Origin of the sequence: Xenorhabdus hominickii, assembly GCF_002632725.1 — a bacterium.
GTDB lineage: Bacteria > Pseudomonadota > Gammaproteobacteria > Enterobacterales > Enterobacteriaceae > Xenorhabdus > Xenorhabdus hominickii.
Window position 1 is genome coordinate 45,202 of the sequence record NZ_NJAI01000001.1, and the last position, 17,855, is coordinate 63,056.

Here is a 17,855-nt window from a genome sequence, read left to right on the forward strand (position 1 = left end):
ATTACGTTACCATTTTCATCTAACTCACTAATTTAATTAACTTCATTAACTAAAAAAATCCTATTTAAATAGACTCTTTTTATCGAAACAACTAGTGTTTTATAATATAAAGTTTTTTTGTCGAAATATGTCCCACTGAATCAATATGAACGCCACCAATATAAGGCTTAATTAATTTAACACGGACATAATAATAAACCGGAATAGCAGGAAATTCTTTATTAAGAATATCAATTGCCTGTTGATAATCGGCTGGTTCGTTAGTTTCATCTGCTTTTAAAACCCATTGATCAAATTTCTTATTTTGATATCTCATATAGTTATTGGTATTTTCTGAAGTAAAGATATCTAAAAAGCTGGTCGGGCTACTATAATCCGCATTCCATGCGTATCTCGTCACTTCGAAGTCGCCTTGAGCCATAGTATCATTCTGTGTTTTACTTTCTTGATTTTGCAAAATAACTTCTACACCAAGATGCTTTTTCCACTCCGAGCTGGCAGCAATGGCAATTTTTTTATGGCTATCAGAAGTGTTATACAGCAGGGTAAACTTAAGCGGATTATTTTTATTAAAACCCGCTTCATTCAATAATTCTTTTGCCTTTTCAACACGCTGCTCCTGTGTCCATGAGGCATAATCAGGATGCTTTAAATAAATGCCACCAGTACCCGGAAACACGACATCATAAGTAGGTTTTTGACCATTACCCAATATTTTGTCAGTAATAATGCTCCTATTCAGTGCTAAAGCCAGCGCTTTTCTGACCCGAATATCATTAAATGGCGGCCTTTGCGTATTGAACAGATAATAGTAGACTCCCAATATAGGTTTGACATGCAATTGATCGCCAAATTTCTCCTTAACCATTGGCAAAAATTCTGATGGCCCACCGTTGGATATATCAATCTCTCCAGTCATATAGCGATTAAAGTCAGCTTTATAAGCTGATAATGGCAAGTAAGTGACTTTATTAATTACAGTATTTTTATCATCCCAATAATAAGAGTTTCTGACACCGACAATCTTTTCATTCACAATCCATTCAGAGAGTTTAAAAGGCCCATTACTGACAAAATATTGTGGCTGCGTCCATTTACTGCCATATTTTTTGATAATCTTTTCACTGACGGGAGACATCACAGGGTGTGCCAACATATTCAGAAAACCCGCTTTTGGCCTTTCCAGTGCAATTTCTACCGTTTCATCATCCAGTGCTTTTACACCCAGTTCTTCAGGTTTTTTCTTACCTGATAAGACATCATGGGCATTCACAACCGTAGCTTGGATCAGATAGCTGCCGTAAGGCGAAGTCGTATCAGGTGTGACCAACCGACGGAAAGAAAACACCACATCATGGGCCGTAATCGATGTACCGTCAGACCATTTAATCCCTTTTCTTAAGTGGAAGATCCACGTTTTATTATCTTTAGTTTCCCAGCGTTCAGCCAAGGCAGGGATAATATTTTCTTCTTTATCCGTAGCAACCAGACGCTCAAAAAAATCATATAAAATATCAAATTCACTGCTGCCTTCAGATTTATGCGGATCTAAAGAACCGGGCTCAGAAAAATTATTACGGGTAATTTCTTGCTTATCCGCCAATTGTATATTGGGCGGGACAACCGCCGCATAAGAGAAAGTGGCACTTCCCAATATTAAGCTTAAAGAACAGAATAATATTTTTACAGTCTTATTTTTTATTATCCTTACCAGCATATTTTGCATATTAGCGGTCTCCATAACTATTTTTATTATTGAATAACGATTACATATATCACTATCACCTTATGACCATTACTGATATGAAGATTACTACATTGAGTAATATCTTCGAGTAATTAGAATGCGCTTTAAACTTAAACTTTATTCCAATGAAGAAATGCAACGCATAATAATTAACGTTGCATTTCTGATCAGGATCAAACACCCGTTACAATATCTTTGATCTGCTTGTTTTATCTACTGTGATTTGCGTTATCTTGTACCGCTGTCACATTATTTTGCACCGAGATCGATAATCCGATCCTGTTTTGGGTAATAGATTGGGGATTTTTCCGTGAAATATTTAACGACTGCATCAATATCCGGCACGTTATATACAGGATCGGTTCCTTCTTTAAATACAGAAAAACTACTTCCTCCTGTCGCCAGATATTCATTGGCTGCCACACGGTATTTCGTTTGTAAATCAACCGGCTTACCATTGATTTTCATCGAATTAACCATCACGCGATCACCCACAGGCCTGCGGCTGTCCCATGAATATTGAAAACTATGTGACACCGCCAAAATTTGCGGGCGTGTGCGATCCCATTGCTGTTCCAGCAGACGTTTAATTTGTTCGCCGGTCAGTGTCTTAGTTACCATCATATTGGAGAATGGTTGAACGGTATAAATCGCGTTATAAGTTACATCGCCCGCATCCATAGGTGCACGAATGCCACCATTATTGACAAAGGCGATTTGTGCTCCGCCATCTTTTTTTGCCGTTGTCGAATATAAATGCGCATCCGCAATCACTTTACCCAACGATGATTCTCCACCCTGAGTCAATTGCTTGGTCAGATTGCTTTCCAATTTACCAATAACGCGGTTTGCCAGCGGTGTGGCAATTTTTTCATAGGATGCCAGTAATTCAGTTATTTTTGGATCTTTACCGTATTTACGGTCATCGACCCAAATATTTTCCGCTTTGAAGTTCACCACATCTTTTGTGGCTTTATCCAATTTCAGATCCAACTTGGTGATCAGTGCGCCATTGGATTGAGCGGAAGTGACGGACTTACCATTAATCACGCAGTTGTAGGCCTGATGGGTGTGACCGCTGATGACAAAATCCACTTCTTTATCCAGATGATTGACGACTTCCAATACCTTGCCTGTCACATCATTACAGGCGTTGACATCAATGCGTTCTCCATCGCGTTTCTGAGCTGCTCCTTCGTGGATCAATACCCCAATCGCTTTCACGCCTTTTTTCTGCAATTCCGGCACTAAGGCGTTAATGGTTTTGACTTCATTGGCAAAACTTAATCCTGCTGTACCTTGTGGAGTCACAATGGCAGGCGTTCCTTCCAGCGTCAGCCCGATGAAAGCAACCGGAATTCCCTCAAATTCTTTAATTACGTATTCAGGGAAAAGGGTTTTGCCCGTTTCATTCACGGTGACATTGGCAGACAGGTATTGGAAATCTGCTCCCTTAAACGGTGTTGGCCCCTGACAGCCTGTCACCGGATGACAACCGCCATTTTGCTTACGCAGTAGTTCTTCCTTACCTTTGTCGAATTCATGGTTACCGACAGAAGTCGCTTCCAATCCGGCAAGGGACAAAGCTTCGATACTTGGTTCATCATGGAACATGGAGGAAAGCAGCGGGCTGGCGCCGATCATATCGCCTGCGGCTACCACAATATTATTCGGATTCTCTTTTTTCAGTTCCTTAATCAAGGTAGACATATGTTCAATGCCACCCGGTTGATTAGAGCCCGGCGCTTTCAATGCCCCATGAAAATCATTCAACCCCAAAACCCGGACATCCACCACATTTGCCCGGTCATGAACGGGTTTAGTTGTACATCCCGCTAACAAAGCTGCGCCAATCGCAATCGGAAGTAATTTATATTTATAATTCATGTTGCTATCTCTTAATGTTCAGGCCGTGGGCAATCAATCACTTCAAAATTCTTGCTATAACAGATATAGAATTCGTCGTGGCTAATTTGGATATGTTTGCCTTTCAATACTGGATTATGTGCCTGCAGGAATTTAATCAGCTTCTTATTGGATGAACGCCCTTCCGGCAAGACCAGTTCGTCGAATAGTTTTTGCTGTTTGCTAAAGAATTGAGTGGGAGTTTCAAAGGCACAGACGCCATGTTTCTCCCATTCACCTTGCAGTAAATCTATGCCGGGAGAGGTACACAGGTACGGTTTGATAATTTGGTAATCCAGTGCTGGCAAGTCGCCTTTGCACAAGCGAGGATGTTTTCGGATATCTGACCAATCGCGGCACTCTTCCATCGATTTACCATCGCAGCTCTCCGCCCACAGGCCATGTAGTATCCAGCCAAATTTATTGTCAGAGAAACATTGCAGCGCAATTTTTTCATATTCACGCTGGGCTTTTTCTTCCTGATTTTCGTGCTGCAATTTTTTGATTTTCTTCTTTTTATAATCACAAAATGCAGGGGAGTAGTTGATTGCCAATTTAAAATAATCAGTCGAAGCCCTGTCGTTTTGGCCATAGTGATCAGTTTTGGCATCATAATCGTAATTGGCCGTTGGCTGTTCAGGCACAATGCAGGAAGCACCGCCAGCCAGATTAGATTGGGCTTTCAATAGTGACGTAGTGTCGGGAGTAGTGTCGGGAGTAGTGTCGGGCGCAGTGGCACATCCTGCCGCCATTAACGCAAAAACGAGAGATACTGTTTTTAGGAAAGGTAACCGTGTTAGAAAACGCATAGCAATAAGTCCATCATCAGATCAATAATCCGCCTGCCCCAAAAGGCTTTAAGGAGCAGGCATCAATACAGCTAAGATTTACTTTTTCTCTGTCAGATCAATTTGATAGAGAGCAAAGCCGATATCATCATTTTTCAGGTATTTCACTGGGTATTGAGCGTGTTCTTGGATGAATTTCGCTGCTTTCTCGGTTGGAGAAGTTTCAAAGCGTACATCCAGTTTTGTCTCTGTTTTGATTGGCAGGAATGACCAGTTATTTTCAGCCTGTGTTGATACCACACCTTTCTCTTTGGTGATTCTGGAGATATAAGAAGCCAAAATGGTACGATTTTCATCCGGTGAAGCAAATGCAATGTGATCTTCACCCGTTCCCGCGAATTTACCACCGTAACCACGGTAGTTATTGGTGGCAATCAGGAAAGTGGCTTTCGGATCAATCGGCTTGCCCTGATAGGTCACGTCTTTGATGCGGTTAGCGCCTTTGTTGACGAGCTGACAATCTGTGTCGTATTTCGCTGGCTGGGTGAGATCTATCTTATAGTTAACTCCGGTGATGGTATCGAAGTTATAGGTTCGGAAGCCATCCCAGTTCAGCAACTCTTGCGGTTTGGTCGAAGTCGGGTTGATCTGATTAAACATGCCCGCGGAGCACTCCAGCCATTCAACAACGTCAGAGCCTGTTGCTTTCACTACTACCAGCGTATTTGGGTAGAGATACAGGTCAGCGGCATTACGGAAAGTCAGGTCACCTTTTTCCACTTCTACAAAGTCAGCCGGTGCATTTTTACGGCCGCCCGTTTTAAACGGCGCTGCCGCCGCCAAGACTGGAATGTCTTCCAGATTTGGATCACCCTGAATGAAGCGTTTGGTGTAATCCACCTGTGCGTCATTGACGATCTGGACGGTCGGATCACTCTGAATCAAAGCCAGATAGCTGTACATGTTGGCAGAAGCTTTGCCGATGAACTTACCAACGAAATCGCGGGTTCCCTGATGTTCTTTGTCAATGATGGAGGCCAGTTGATTATCGCGCTCGACCAGTGCTTTTTTCTGGATTTTATCATAGATAGGACGGGCTTCTGCTTTAGCAGATTCAACTTTCCACTCACCATTGCCGTTATTGATCACCATATCAACCACACCCAAATGGTCACCCCACTGTCCCGGCATCACAGCAGGAATGCCATTGACTGTTCCATTGGCAACATCAACGCCTTTGATCCCTGCATATTCCTTGGTTGGGAAAACACCATGAGAATGACCAAACAAGATAGCGTTAATGCCCGGCACTTCACTCAGATAGTAAACGGAGTTTTCTGCCATCGCTTTGTAAGGCTCTTGCGAGAAACCAGAGTGCGGAATGGCGATAATCAGGTCAGCACCCTCTTTTTTCATTTGAGGAACAAATTTTTTCGCGGTTTCGGTAATGTCATTGACGACAACTTTGCCATCCAGATTTGCTTTGTCCCATATGCTGATTTGTGGCGGAACAAAACCGATATAACCGATCTTAATGGTATGCTCTTTGCCTTCTCGATCTTTAACAGAGGTATCAACGATAATGTAAGGTGTGAAGTAGTTTTTGCCGGTTTTAGCATCCATAACATTGGCGTTGATATAGGGGAACTTGGCACCAGCAATGGCCTGTTTCAGGTAGTCCAACCCAAAATTGAATTCATGGTTACCAAAGTTACCCACGGTATAGCCCATTGTGTTCATCAACTTGTGAGCCGGATGAACATCTCCTTGTTGCAGCCCTTTTGCCGCCATGTAATCCGCAAGAGGGCTGCCTTGGATCAAGTCACCGTTATCAACCAAAATCACATTGGTTGCTTCAGCCTTGGTTGCCCTGATTAAATTTGCTGTACGAACCAAGCCAAATTGCTCAGTGGTTTTATCTTTAAAATAATCGAAATCAATCAGGTTGCTGTGAATATCCGAGGTTTCCATCACCCGTAAATCGACGGTAGCCGCATTGACATTGAATGCAACCAACATTGCCAATGTTGAGACTTTCAATATATTTTTCACTGTGCTATGCCCCCATAATAGAAAGAAGATAAGAGTAGAAGGATGACAAGAGAGCCTGAATCAGGCCCTCTATGCAATATTATCTAAAAAAACAAACGTGCCCCTGTTCCCAGAATGACTTGTTTCTTGTCTTTGTAAGCCGGATTGTCGCTACGAGCATCATCATATGCTGTTTCCACAAACAGTAGCAGGCTATTATTGTACTTAGAAACATTAAAACGTTTGTCTAAACCGACCGTGTAAGTCTGTTTTTTATAGTTGAATGTATTGGCATCCCCATCACGCAGGTAATATCCTGCGTACATGCCACTACCGATTTTATCCCAGTGCCACTTACCGCCCAGACCATACAAGTTTGCTTTCCAGTCACCTTTGACTGACTTTTCTTTCAAGCCTTTACCATTGCTTTCGTTGTACACTAAGCTGGAGTTTTTGGAGCGTGCCAATCCATAATCCAGACCAATAGAGAATTCACGGCCTGGGAAATAATATTCCATGCCAAAGGCCAGTAAGCTATCTTGTGGGGAAGCTAATCCAGCGTCTTTGCCATTGTCTTCTTTTTTTCTCTCGCCCGTAGCCTGAGAGTAACCCGCATTCACTTCCAGACCAACGTTCGATTTATAGAAACCTACCAGCGAGTAAGCGTGGCGAATATCACCATGAACACGCTCTTTATCAGAGCCGGATTTACCGCTGTAAGTTGCAGCCAGTTTGAAACCTTCATAACTTTGAGTCTGAAAAAAAATGGTTTGAGGCAAACGCGTCATAAAGTTATTCTTACCAACGCCACCTTTACTATAACCCGTCGTGCTACTCAATACATCGCTAAAGTAAAATACGCCTGTATTACCATAGCCATAGCTGGATTTTTTCACCCAGTCGATGGGAATATAAGTACGGCCAACCCGTACCTCACCAAAGTCACGATGAGAAGCACCGATATAACCAACGCGATTATACATTTCGAAGCTCGTATTGTTATTTTCACTGTTGGTTTTTTGGGTGTCAGAACCCCATTCCATTTTGCCAAATACTGAGATTTCGTCAGTAAATTTATGGCTGCCACTGAAACCGATACGGCTACCATCATCTTTAATAAGAATATCGCGATCCTGGCTGGTCACTGTCGCTTTCATACGAAACTGACCGTTCAAATCGACCTTGCTGCCTTTATCGTTGTATACCGTAACGGCATTGGCGCTGCCCGACATCACCAATAACCCAATTAAAACAGCCAACGGCTTCATGTTTTTCATAATAAGACACCCATCAAATATTAAATTTAATTTTCTTTCAGACAGAACATCGCCTTATCGCAGACTAAGCTGCAACTTGAAATCTATTAGATAGAGGGTAATAAATGCCCGTCTCGATCTTTCTGCTAAAAGGTAATCGCTCAAAAAAATGACAAATTTTGAATGCTATTTAAAATTATCTTTATTACTTCTTCCCATAGAGAGTTTTATTAACATCAATATAAAGTGAATCAGCCAAATTAGATGAAACAGAATCTGGTCTTATTTTTGCACAGTAAAAAATGTTCAAGGAATTAAATTTAATCTCTTCAATATGCTAAAATTAGTTTATTACACATATTAATAATAACCTAAAAAAACAGTGCATTTCGTGAAGAAAACCACATTAACATAAATATTTAGACAAATTATTACAATTGCATGTGATTTTCATCACAAAATCGCGGATTTTTTTGTTTTTTCCATGACTGCCATACCATGCATATGACAAAAAAATTATTTTCCTTATTCGTTTTATATCCGACTTTATTTAATAGTTCGTATTTTTTACCACCTAAATAATTAATAAATTTAAAGTCAAATGTGATATTTATTTCATTAAAAAATAAATATATTTTTATTTGCAAATAAAGCTAAGCTTATAAACAACATGAATGGATTGTTTTATTATTCTTCTTATTACGGGTAACATGAAAATATAATTACTTGATTAAATAATAAATTTAAATTAAGTTAATTTTTAATAAAATCATGTTGCTTTATCTGTAGCAGAAATAATGCAGGCAAAAATAGAAGCCACCTATCATGAGTGCTTATCTTTCAAATTGTGTGCAGTAGTGAGCAACTTTCGCTCATTACTGCACACAATTTGAGACCGACGGGAATTGAATTCAGACTGCTTCAGTTTGTGACTGTTAGTGTTGATAGAAATATTGCGTTATTGCTGAGGCCACAACCACGCTGCCCCACGCACACCACTGGAATCACCATGCAGTGCTTTCCTTATCGGAGTGGCACACTCCCCACCAAAAACCCACTCTTTGACTAAATCAGGCAGAGTCTGATAAAGGCGATCAACATTACTCATTCCACCACCCAGTACGATCACATCCGGATCAAATAAATTAATCACTTGTGCCAAAGCCCGTGCCAGGCGTCTTTCATAACGGCGCATCGCCAATTCTGCAAACTCATCTCCCTGTACCAACGCTTCCATAATTTCATGACCTTTTTTATGCTCTCCACTCAGGCGGAAGTAATCAGTCATGAACCCAGTCCCGGACACAAATGTTTCAGTACATCCCGGCTTACCGCAAAAACAAGAAACTTCAGCCTGATATAACCGATCTTCCTCATCCATCCAAGGTAACGGATTATGCCCCCACTCCCCAGACAGACCATTTCCGCCCGCATGTACTCTACTCTCAAATGCAATCCCAGAACCGCAACCCGTTCCAATGATGACAGCAAATACCATTGGCATTCCTGCTCCTGCACCATCCGTCGCTTCTGATACTGCCAGACAGTTTGCATCGTTGGCGATACGCACTTCACGTCCCAGCAAAGCGGCAATATCCTTATCCAATATTTGGCCATTCATCCAGACTGAGTTGGCATTTTTCACTTTTCCGGTAAAAGGCGAAATAGCACCGGGTATTCCAATCCCCACAGTTCCCTGCTGCCCGGTTACCTGTTCCGCATCAGCAATCAACCCGACAATGGCTGCCAGTGTTTTTTGATAGTCATTACGAGGGGTATCCACCCGTTTGCGAAATAACTCGTCCCCCTGATCGCCCAATGCGATCACTTCAATCTTGGTACCACCGAGATCAATACCTATACGCATAGCTTACCTTTTTTATTCAGCACGATGACGCTTGTTATTATATGAAAATACGCAAGTTATTATATGAAGCTGACGAAGTTCTAGGGCTTCATCACATGATTCGTTATTATGCTCCCTTATATTTTAAGATGACCGTTGTCACGATGCGCAAAAATATGGGGTAATTGCATGTTATGGTTTAAGAATTTAATGATTTATCGTTTAAACAGAGAGATCGCACTTTCTGCGGATGAACTGGAAAAACAATTAAGCTCATTGGCATTCACCCCGTGTGGCAGTCAAGATATGATGAAAACCGGCTGGGTTTCTCCGATGGGTTCCCACAGTGAAACGTTAACTCATGCTTCTGGTAATCAGATCCTGATTTGTGCGCGTAAGGAAGAAAAAATGTTGCCTTCTCCTGTAATTAAGCAGGAATTACAGGCCAAAATAACTCGTTTGGAAGGTGAACAGCACCGTAAACTGAAAAAAACAGAAAAAGACTCGCTGAAAGATGAAGTGCTCCACACTCTGCTGCCAAGGGCATTCAGCCGTTTCAGCCAGACATATATCTGGATAGATACCGTTAACCATCTGATCATTGTTGACGCCGCTAGTGCAAAACGCGCCGAAGATAATCTGGCATTACTGCGAAAAACGCTGGGATCATTGCCGGTTGTCCCGTTGACATTCACCGATCCTATTGAGTTGACTTTAACCGAATGGGTACGTTCAGGTAACCTGCCTACAGGTTATGCTCTGATGGATGAAGCAGAACTAAAAGCGATTCTGGAAGACGGTGGTGTTATCCGTTGTAAGAAGCAGGAATTAGTATCAGACGAAATCGCTACGCACATTGAGTCAGGCAAATACGTCACCAAACTGGCATTAGATTGGGAAGAACGAATTCAATTCATGCTGTCAGATGATGGTTCTCTTAAGCGCATCAAATTCTGTGAAACCTTACGTGATCAAAATGATGATATTGATCGTGAAGATGTTGCCCAACGATTTGACGCAGACTTTACCTTAATGACGGGTGAACTCAGTGCGCTAATCAAGAACACTATTGATGCATTGGGTGGTGAAGCAGAAAGTTAATTTTCCAGAAAGAAAGTTCAATCGAACTGCCTACGATGATCACACCCATTGAGGCAGTTCGATGAAATAACAACGTACTATTTTTTCAACTGACATTTATCTCAATCAGAACTGATAAACCAAACCGACACCAAACACATCGTCAGTGTTGATCTTAGTTGTTTTAGTAAATTCATTATTCTTCAACAAATTAAATTGATATTCAGCGTAAGTACGCATATTTTTGTTGAGGTTGTAAGACGCACCAACTGAAATATATTTCACTAAATCTTCAGACCCTTTGTCTGTTCCCACACTGCTGACAGGCAAGTCTTTGCCCAAATTTTTACCTTTGGAATAGACATAGCCGATAGATGGGCGCAGACCAAAATCAAACAGATACTGAGCTGTCAGCTCAAAGTTTTGTGTCTTATTGGCAAACATAGTGTAATCATTTACAGAGCTACCAAATCGGGTCAAGTTATGAGCTTCTCCGTACATGGCTGCCAGGTAAACGTTATTCTTGTCATACTTAGCAGAAACAAGCCATGCTTCAGCCTTATTCCCTTTAGCAAGAACTTTGGCTTTATCAGCACCCAACTTTTGTGCTGAAGTACGGTTAGAGTTACCGTATGACCCACCAAGACTAAAACCATTACCAAAATCATAGGAGCTAGACAGAGCAAAACCATCACCATTCTGCCTTGAAACATCACTACGGCTATTTTTAGTACCACCATCATTTTTAGCTTGATACTGCAAGGCAAAATTCAAACCATTCACCAAACCAAAAAAGTCAGTATTACGGTATGTTAACAGCCCTGTCGAACGCCCCATCATGAAATTATCGGTTGCCGCCATAGAGTCGCCACCAAATACGGGCAATACATCTGTCCATGCGTTAGCATCATAAACGACACCAAAGTTACGGCCGTAATCCAACGAACCGTATTCGTCAAGTTTAAAACCAACGAAGGCTAGACGTGTTCTGGCATTTTTACCACTTTCCGTTTCCACACCATTAGCACCCATGTTGAATTCCCAGCGTCCAAAGCCAGACAGTTTATCTGTCACTTGGGTTGAACCCCTGATACCTATACGGGCAACAGAGCTATCACCAGTTTCTTTACTTGATTTGGAGAATGTTCTCTGGGCTTCTGCTTTTCCATATAAATCAATTTTATTACCATCTTTATTATAAATTTCAGCGGCATTTACTGCCCCAGTGAGAAGAAGTACCGGAATTGCCATTGCTATTGCGTTGTGTTTTATCATTATCATGATCCTCATTAATGTTGTTATTTTTTGCGCCACCGCAAAAAAATGCACTCTCTAAGAAGTTACTTTTCCCAGAATCAATAATCAGGTGGTAGCGTTTTTTTACACGCTTTCGTTACTTAAATGTTAAATTTGTAACAAGCAAAGGGGATATTAAGATCTAAAAAAACCTTTTACTAACAAAATTTGACGAAAAATGCCGTCCTGTGAAGAAAATCACATAGTTAAGGGGGAACTTAAGCCCCTGATAGCACTCGTTATGGGACTAATTAATTAAAAAGGGTAAGTTATAAATATTAATGAAAGTAATAAAAAATAAGTGTCATGATAGAAGTGATTTTTCATTCCATTTTATTTTCACAATTATTAATAACTCATTTAAATAAATAATAATTTATAAATATTATTATTGACAAGATACGGTGAGTTCTGTATTTGGTGGGGAGTGATTTAGTTATCCATTTAAATTTAAATCAGTAATTTCTGTTTCTTAATGGAATCACGCCAATGCGGTACAAATATTCACAACTCATAAGGTGCTAAAATGGCAGAAAATCATTCACGTCCAAGAGGCCGCCCTACAATTCCAGAGCAGGAAATACGCCAAAAAATTCATGATATCACTCTTTCACTTCTTATTAATCAAGGATATATAACTACAACGATGGATGTGGTTGCCAAAAAAGCGGGCATTGCCAAAAAAACACTATACCGTTTCGTCACAAATCGAGAAAACCTGATGGAACAAGTTGTCATGCGCTGGGCAGATAATTTTACCCCCGCCTTTAAGAAAAAGCCCAATAACTCTCAGCAAGTCATCAAACTAATGAAAATATATTTAGGTGAAATGGCCAAGGAATCATTATCTTCAGATTCTGTAGGTTTATTTAAGTTACTACAATCTGATTTTCCTTATCGTGAAATACTGCTGGATAAATATCAGCAAGGTGGTATTGAAAAAGGGAAGAATATTCTGGCCAATTGGCTTGAACACCAATATCAGCAGGGGCTAATAAAAAAACTTGATTATAACCTTATTAGCGAATTGATAATTTCAATGGTTATTGCGGAACCGCTCAGGAAAATGGCATTGGGTATCCTCCCTCCAGTGCCAGAAACAGATATCACGCCTCATATTACCGCAGCAATGTCATTAATTAAGTATGAATTTTTAGAGGAATAGTGACTATTTCCGGGTATCTCATTTTCACGGAAATATAAACCGGCGCCGAAACGATAATCACATCGGCGCCCATTTGAATTAACGAATTTGCATTAAAAAAATTGTTTTACGCATTATTGAAAAAAATGAGAGAAAAATCATGAAGTTTCCCTTCCGCCCTCTATTATTAATCACCGCGTTAAGTTGTAGTTTTTCGGCTATGGCGGTTTCTGCCAATCACCTTCCTCTTATGCCTTGGCCACAACAAGTTTCAGTACAACAGGGGCGTCTTTATAATATTGACAGAAAACTGAATATCATCGTTACGGGAGATGAGATGCAAGATGCCATATCCCGCTGGCGAAAACGCATTGAAGCACAAACTGGCTGGATATTGCCGCCACCTGAATATTCTATTTCCTCTGTCCCGACGATCAGAATTAGCATAGCCAAGAAAACAGCGCCGATTCCCCAACCCAACAACGATGAAAGTTATCAGTTAGTCATTAATTCCCACGGTGTCACATTGAAATCAGCGACCCGTTTTGGTGCTATGCGTGGCGTGGAAACTTTGTTGCAATTATTGCAAAACGATCACAAAGGTACTTATCTGCCTCTGGTCAATATTACCGATAATCCGCGATTTTCATGGCGTGGCGTGATACTTGATTCTGCTCGTCATTTTCTGCCAGTTGAAGTGATTAAACGCCAATTGGATGGCATGGCTGCCGCCAAAATGAATGTCTTTCATTGGCATTTAACCGATGATCAAGGCTGGCGTTTCGCTTCTGATCATTATCCGAAACTACAACAACGTGCGAGCGATGGCCTGTTTTACAGTAAAGCGCAGATGCAGGATGTGGTTGCTTATGCCAGCAGTTTAGGTATTCGCGTTGTACCTGAGATTGATTTACCCGGTCATGCTTCCGCCATTGCCGTTGCCTACCCTGAATTGATCAGCACATATGGAAACTACGAGATGCAGCGCCAGTGGGGAGTCCACAAACCAACGCTGGATCCAAGCAATCCGCAAGTACATCAGTTTGTCGATACTTTAATTGGTGAGATCACTGAAATTTTCCCTGACCCATACATTCACATTGGCGGTGATGAAGTTGATGCTTCTCAATGGCAGGCTTCTAAAAAAATCCAGATATTTATGCAGGAAAAAGGCTTGAAAGATAGTCATGCCTTGCACGCGTGGTTCAATCAAGAGCTAGAAACGATCCTTGAAAAACACGGGCGTAAAATGGTGGGATGGGATGAAATCTATCATCCCGCATTACCGAAATCTATCGTTATTCAATCATGGCAGGGGCAAGATTCACTGGGCAAGACCGCTGATGAAGGCTATCAAGGAATCTTGTCCACAGGGTTTTATCTTGATCAACCCCAAAGTGCGGCCTATCACTATCGCAATGAAGTCTTGCCACAAACACTCAACATCGATGATAACGTGAAAGCAGATGAGACCGCGCAAAGCTGGTCATTTACGATGCCACGTTTAAAAGGAAACCCAGTGACGGGCAGTTTTACTCTGATTCAGGACAACAACGGCAAATGGCGTGGTTTTATTGATTTCGCCGGAAAATCACGTCGCGCCGTTAACAGCATTGTTTGGCGAGGGGAGACAGTGAAGTTTACTGTGGATAGTTGGATGGGAGAAACGACTCCGGTTGTAAACCTCAATCAGCAACAAAAAACCGCGAGCGGTTATATCCTGTTAGGTAATGTGCGCTATCCAGTCACAGGAGAAAAGTTAGCAACGACTCCCGCTGGCAATCAACCTGTTGTACCAGCGAATCACCATCAGCACAATATTCTGGGAGCTGAAGCTGCATTATGGTCAGAGAATGTCACCGCTGAAGTGTTGGATATTAAACTCTGGCCACGTACCTTTGCCATAGCTGAACGACTTTGGTCTGCCAAAGATGTGACGAATGAAAAGCACATGTATCAGCGTTTACATACGATGGATGCGTGGACAACGGTATCCGTCGGCTTGCAACAGCAAGCCAATAGCCAACGGTTGATGACCCGTTTGGCAAACAATACGAATATTGAACCACTGCAAATCTTGGCTGAAGCAGTGGAGCCAGCCCAGTATTACTCCCGCCATCATTCTAAGTTTCAAGCCGGTAATTACCATCAATATGAACCACTTTATCGTTTTGCTGATACGTTAGGATCAGAAAGTCTGGTTGTCAGGGAAATGGAAACATTGGTTGATCGGCTATTAAAGAATAAGCAGGATTGGCAGGCGGAGCAGGCATTACGTGATCGACTAATACGTTGGCGGGATAACCATAATTCCGTGATGAAGATTGTCAAAGCGAACTATATGATGCGTGATCTCGTACCCGTTGCCAATGATGTCAGCGAAATTGCCGAGCTTGGTTTAGTGATGCTGGATCACGTGAAGGCCGGAAAAACATTTTCGCCACAACAGCAACAGGATGCCCAGAAATTGCTGACACAAGGGACACAAATGCGTGATGAAGTAGTGATACGAGCGGTATATCCACTGGAACGGATGCTTAATTATTTGAGTAAATAGGCCGAACCATTAGATAAATCAAAGGGTAAGAATCATTATGATGATACTTGCCCTATTAGAAAACCAGGAGTCGATTTCAAATATAAAGATTATAAAACTCCGCCAATATGCCATGAATGCAAACGCCACAATTCAATGTTTGGCATAAGATTTTTTGCATATACCCAATGGATTTCAAGTTGCAGCGCGACGGCAAGGGAACGAATATCCAGGAGCATAGGCCATGTGACTGGGTGAGTGAGCGTAGCCAACAAAGCGGCAACTTGAAAGACGACGAGTATAGATAAACATAAAATAAAATATCGAAACATGAATATATATGCATACAGAAAAAACAATCTTTAGTTTTTTATTTTTAATACAATAATCTCAATTAATATCTACAAATGGAGATAAAGAATGGTGTTTGTTTTGAGGAGGGAGTTATGACGGTATACCATTAATATACCGAATAGAAATAAAAGATAAAAAATTGAACTGCCCAATCAATTGGACAGTTCATATTTATCACACTATCTTCCTGCGGCATCCGCTATCAGATAGCCTTGATGAAACTTACTGAGCGGCAACAGACTCCATTCCCACCAACCCAACTTTGAGATAACCCGCTTTGCGCAGTGAATTCATCACACTCATCAACATTTCATAATCCACAGATTTATCTGCTTGGAAGAAAATCGTGGTTTCTTTATTGGATTGTGTGGTTTGATCCAATACCGAAGATAAAGTATCGCGCTCAACCAATTGATCCCCCACGTACAGCTGATGATCCGCTTTAACGGTCAGGAATACGGGTTTTTCCGGGCGCGGTTGCGGTTTAGCAGAGGATGCCGGCAAATCAACTTTAATATCTACTGTTGCCAGTGGTGCCGCCACCATGAAAATAATCAGCAGCACCAACATCACGTCAATAAATGGCGTGACGTTAATTTCATGCAATTCACCGCTATCGTCCAAATCTTCATTAAGACGTATTGCCATAATTGATTACCTTGCTTCTGCTTTTTCTGCTTTTTCTGCTTTGCTGTCAGCCAGATCAAGATCACGTCCCAGCAACAGAATTGCCTGAGCCGCCATATCCCCCACTTGTCCACGATATGATGAAATCACACGGGCAAAGACGTTATAAATCACTACCGCAGGGATCGCTGCTACCAGCCCCAGTGCGGTTGCCAGCAGTGCTTCCGCGATACCCGGTGCGACAACGGCCAAGTTTGTCGTTTGTGAATGGGCAATACCAATAAAGCTGTTCATAATCCCCCAGACAGTCCCGAACAGGCCGATAAATGGGGAGATTGCGCCAATGGTTGCCAGATAGCCGTTGCCACGGCCCATATGACGGCTGATTGCCGCGACGGTACGTTCCATGCGGAAGGCTGTACGTTCTTTCGTACCCGCTTTGTCGGTACTTTCAGCAGATAAAGCGCGCTCGGACTGAGCTTCGCTCAACATTAGACGACTGATGCTCTGCTTACTAAAATCAGCTGCAATTTTCGCTGCCATATCCAAGTTGGTCGCGTCAGCCAAGGCCTGTTGTTCTTTGCGTAAACGACGGCGAGCTGTCAGCAGTTCAACTCCTTTGGAGAAAAATAGTGCCCATGTGATGACAGAGGCAATAACTAACCCCACCATAACAGTTTTTACTACTGCATCCGCGTTCTGATACATACCCCAAATAGACAGATCCGTTGCAAAACCACTGGACAGATTTTCAGATTCGTCTGAAACCGAAGTGGTAACAGTTTCAGTTGTCACGCTTTCTGCGGTCACACTCTCTGTTGTCTCAACCGCGTCTGATTGCGGCTCTGTGGTTTGCTTTTCTGTAGCTTGCGGTTTTTTGGTTGATGGCGCTTCGGTTTTCGCTTCAGCCTCTTGCTGAGGAGCTGCGGCAGGGGCTGGTGTGGCCGGAGCGGCTACCTGAGCAGCAGCCTGATTTTCTGGCGTTGCTGGCGCAGTATCAGCCCATGCTGAACTTGTTAATCCGAGTGCCAATAGAATAGAAGCTGTCAAATTACGCATCAGTTAGCCTTACTCTCTTTCTTATAGATTCTGTTACTTAGCAGTGAATCGCGTTTACTCATCTTGCTAATCCTAATATATATTCTGAGTATGGATCATTTTTCACCATGTATTCCTTCATCTTGCCCGTTGCTTCTCTGTTGACTGCACGTTGATCGCACTGCAAGTTGAAATCGATTAGGTATA

General features: G+C 41.9%; 12 protein-coding genes. 3 read left to right on the forward strand and 9 right to left on the reverse strand.

From position 1 onward, the window contains the following. Positions 1-91: 91 nt before the first annotated feature. The 6 genes from Xhom_RS47505 to mak form a co-directional block, all read right to left on the reverse strand. The gene (locus Xhom_RS47505; RefSeq protein WP_232326110.1) at positions 92-1,726 is read right to left on the reverse strand and encodes an ABC transporter substrate-binding protein; all 1,635 of its coding nucleotides are present in this window, start codon (positions 1,724-1,726) and stop codon (positions 92-94) included. Positions 1,727-1,996: 270 nt separating this feature from the next. After that, entirely contained in the window at positions 1,997-3,634 is a 1,638-nt protein-coding gene (locus tag Xhom_RS47510) for a bifunctional metallophosphatase/5'-nucleotidase (protein WP_069316878.1), read from the reverse strand. A gap of 11 nt (positions 3,635-3,645) precedes the next feature. Beyond that, a complete protein-coding gene (locus Xhom_RS47515; RefSeq protein WP_069316879.1) occupies positions 3,646-4,461 on the reverse strand; it encodes a ribonuclease T2 family protein in 816 nt (271 codons plus the stop codon). 78 nt (positions 4,462-4,539) lie between these two features. Beyond that, positions 4,540-6,492 (reverse strand): bifunctional 2',3'-cyclic-nucleotide 2'-phosphodiesterase/3'-nucleotidase, encoded by a 1,953-nt coding sequence (locus tag Xhom_RS47520; protein ID WP_071933876.1) that lies wholly within the window; start codon positions 6,490-6,492, stop codon positions 4,540-4,542. 83 nt (positions 6,493-6,575) lie between these two features. Continuing rightward, positions 6,576-7,748, reverse strand: a complete 1,173-nt coding sequence (locus Xhom_RS47525; protein WP_069316880.1) for a porin — start codon at positions 7,746-7,748, stop codon at positions 6,576-6,578. Between the two features lie 937 nt (positions 7,749-8,685). Further along, complete coding sequence (mak, locus tag Xhom_RS47530; protein WP_069316881.1) at positions 8,686-9,594, reverse strand: fructokinase; 909 nt, start codon at positions 9,592-9,594, stop codon at positions 8,686-8,688. A gap of 168 nt (positions 9,595-9,762) precedes the next feature. Here mak and rdgC point away from each other — a divergent pair, with 168 nt between their 5' ends. Further along, a complete protein-coding gene (rdgC, locus tag Xhom_RS47535; protein WP_069316882.1) occupies positions 9,763-10,674 on the forward strand; it encodes a recombination-associated protein RdgC in 912 nt (303 codons plus the stop codon). A 105-nt stretch (positions 10,675-10,779) separates the two neighbouring features. Here the strand turns inward: rdgC and Xhom_RS47540 are convergent, their stop codons facing one another. Then, the gene (locus Xhom_RS47540) at positions 10,780-11,928 is read right to left on the reverse strand and encodes a porin (RefSeq protein ID WP_069316883.1); all 1,149 of its coding nucleotides are present in this window, start codon (positions 11,926-11,928) and stop codon (positions 10,780-10,782) included. A 547-nt stretch (positions 11,929-12,475) separates the two neighbouring features. On the opposite strand from Xhom_RS47540, the gene Xhom_RS47545 reads away from it, so the two are divergent. Then, on the forward strand, positions 12,476-13,114 hold the full coding sequence (locus tag Xhom_RS47545) for a TetR/AcrR family transcriptional regulator (protein WP_069316884.1): 639 nt from the start codon (positions 12,476-12,478) through the stop codon (positions 13,112-13,114). A gap of 139 nt (positions 13,115-13,253) precedes the next feature. Beyond that, a complete protein-coding gene (locus tag Xhom_RS47550) occupies positions 13,254-15,650 on the forward strand; it encodes a beta-N-acetylhexosaminidase (protein ID WP_069316885.1) in 2,397 nt (798 codons plus the stop codon). A gap of 555 nt (positions 15,651-16,205) precedes the next feature. On the opposite strand, the gene exbD is transcribed toward Xhom_RS47550, so the two are convergent. Continuing rightward, entirely contained in the window at positions 16,206-16,631 is a 426-nt protein-coding gene (gene exbD / locus Xhom_RS47555; RefSeq protein ID WP_069316886.1) for a TonB system transport protein ExbD, read from the reverse strand. A gap of 6 nt (positions 16,632-16,637) precedes the next feature. Next, complete coding sequence (exbB, locus tag Xhom_RS47560) at positions 16,638-17,669, reverse strand: tonB-system energizer ExbB (RefSeq protein ID WP_069316887.1); 1,032 nt, start codon at positions 17,667-17,669, stop codon at positions 16,638-16,640. Between the last annotated feature and the right edge of the window lie 186 nt (positions 17,670-17,855).

Bases quoted from the DNA above. Each gene is read 5' to 3' on its own strand.
- Xhom_RS47505 (WP_232326110.1), bottom strand. From the start codon at position 1,726: ATGCAAAATATGCTGGTAAGGATAATAAAAAATAAGACTGTAAAAATA.
- Xhom_RS47510 (WP_069316878.1), bottom strand. From the start codon at position 3,634: ATGAATTATAAATATAAATTACTTCCGATTGCGATTGGCGCAGCTTTG.
- Xhom_RS47515 (WP_069316879.1), bottom strand. From the start codon at position 4,461: ATGCGTTTTCTAACACGGTTACCTTTCCTAAAAACAGTATCTCTCGTT.
- Xhom_RS47525 (WP_069316880.1), bottom strand. From the start codon at position 7,748: ATGAAAAACATGAAGCCGTTGGCTGTTTTAATTGGGTTATTGGTGATG.
- mak (WP_069316881.1), bottom strand. From the start codon at position 9,594: ATGCGTATAGGTATTGATCTCGGTGGTACCAAGATTGAAGTGATCGCA.
- rdgC (WP_069316882.1), top strand. From the start codon at position 9,763: ATGTTATGGTTTAAGAATTTAATGATTTATCGTTTAAACAGAGAGATC.
- Xhom_RS47540 (WP_069316883.1), bottom strand. From the start codon at position 11,928: ATGATAAAACACAACGCAATAGCAATGGCAATTCCGGTACTTCTTCTC.
- Xhom_RS47545 (WP_069316884.1), top strand. From the start codon at position 12,476: ATGGCAGAAAATCATTCACGTCCAAGAGGCCGCCCTACAATTCCAGAG.
- Xhom_RS47550 (WP_069316885.1), top strand. From the start codon at position 13,254: ATGAAGTTTCCCTTCCGCCCTCTATTATTAATCACCGCGTTAAGTTGT.
- exbD (WP_069316886.1), bottom strand. From the start codon at position 16,631: ATGGCAATACGTCTTAATGAAGATTTGGACGATAGCGGTGAATTGCAT.
- exbB (WP_069316887.1), bottom strand. From the start codon at position 17,669: ATGCGTAATTTGACAGCTTCTATTCTATTGGCACTCGGATTAACAAGT.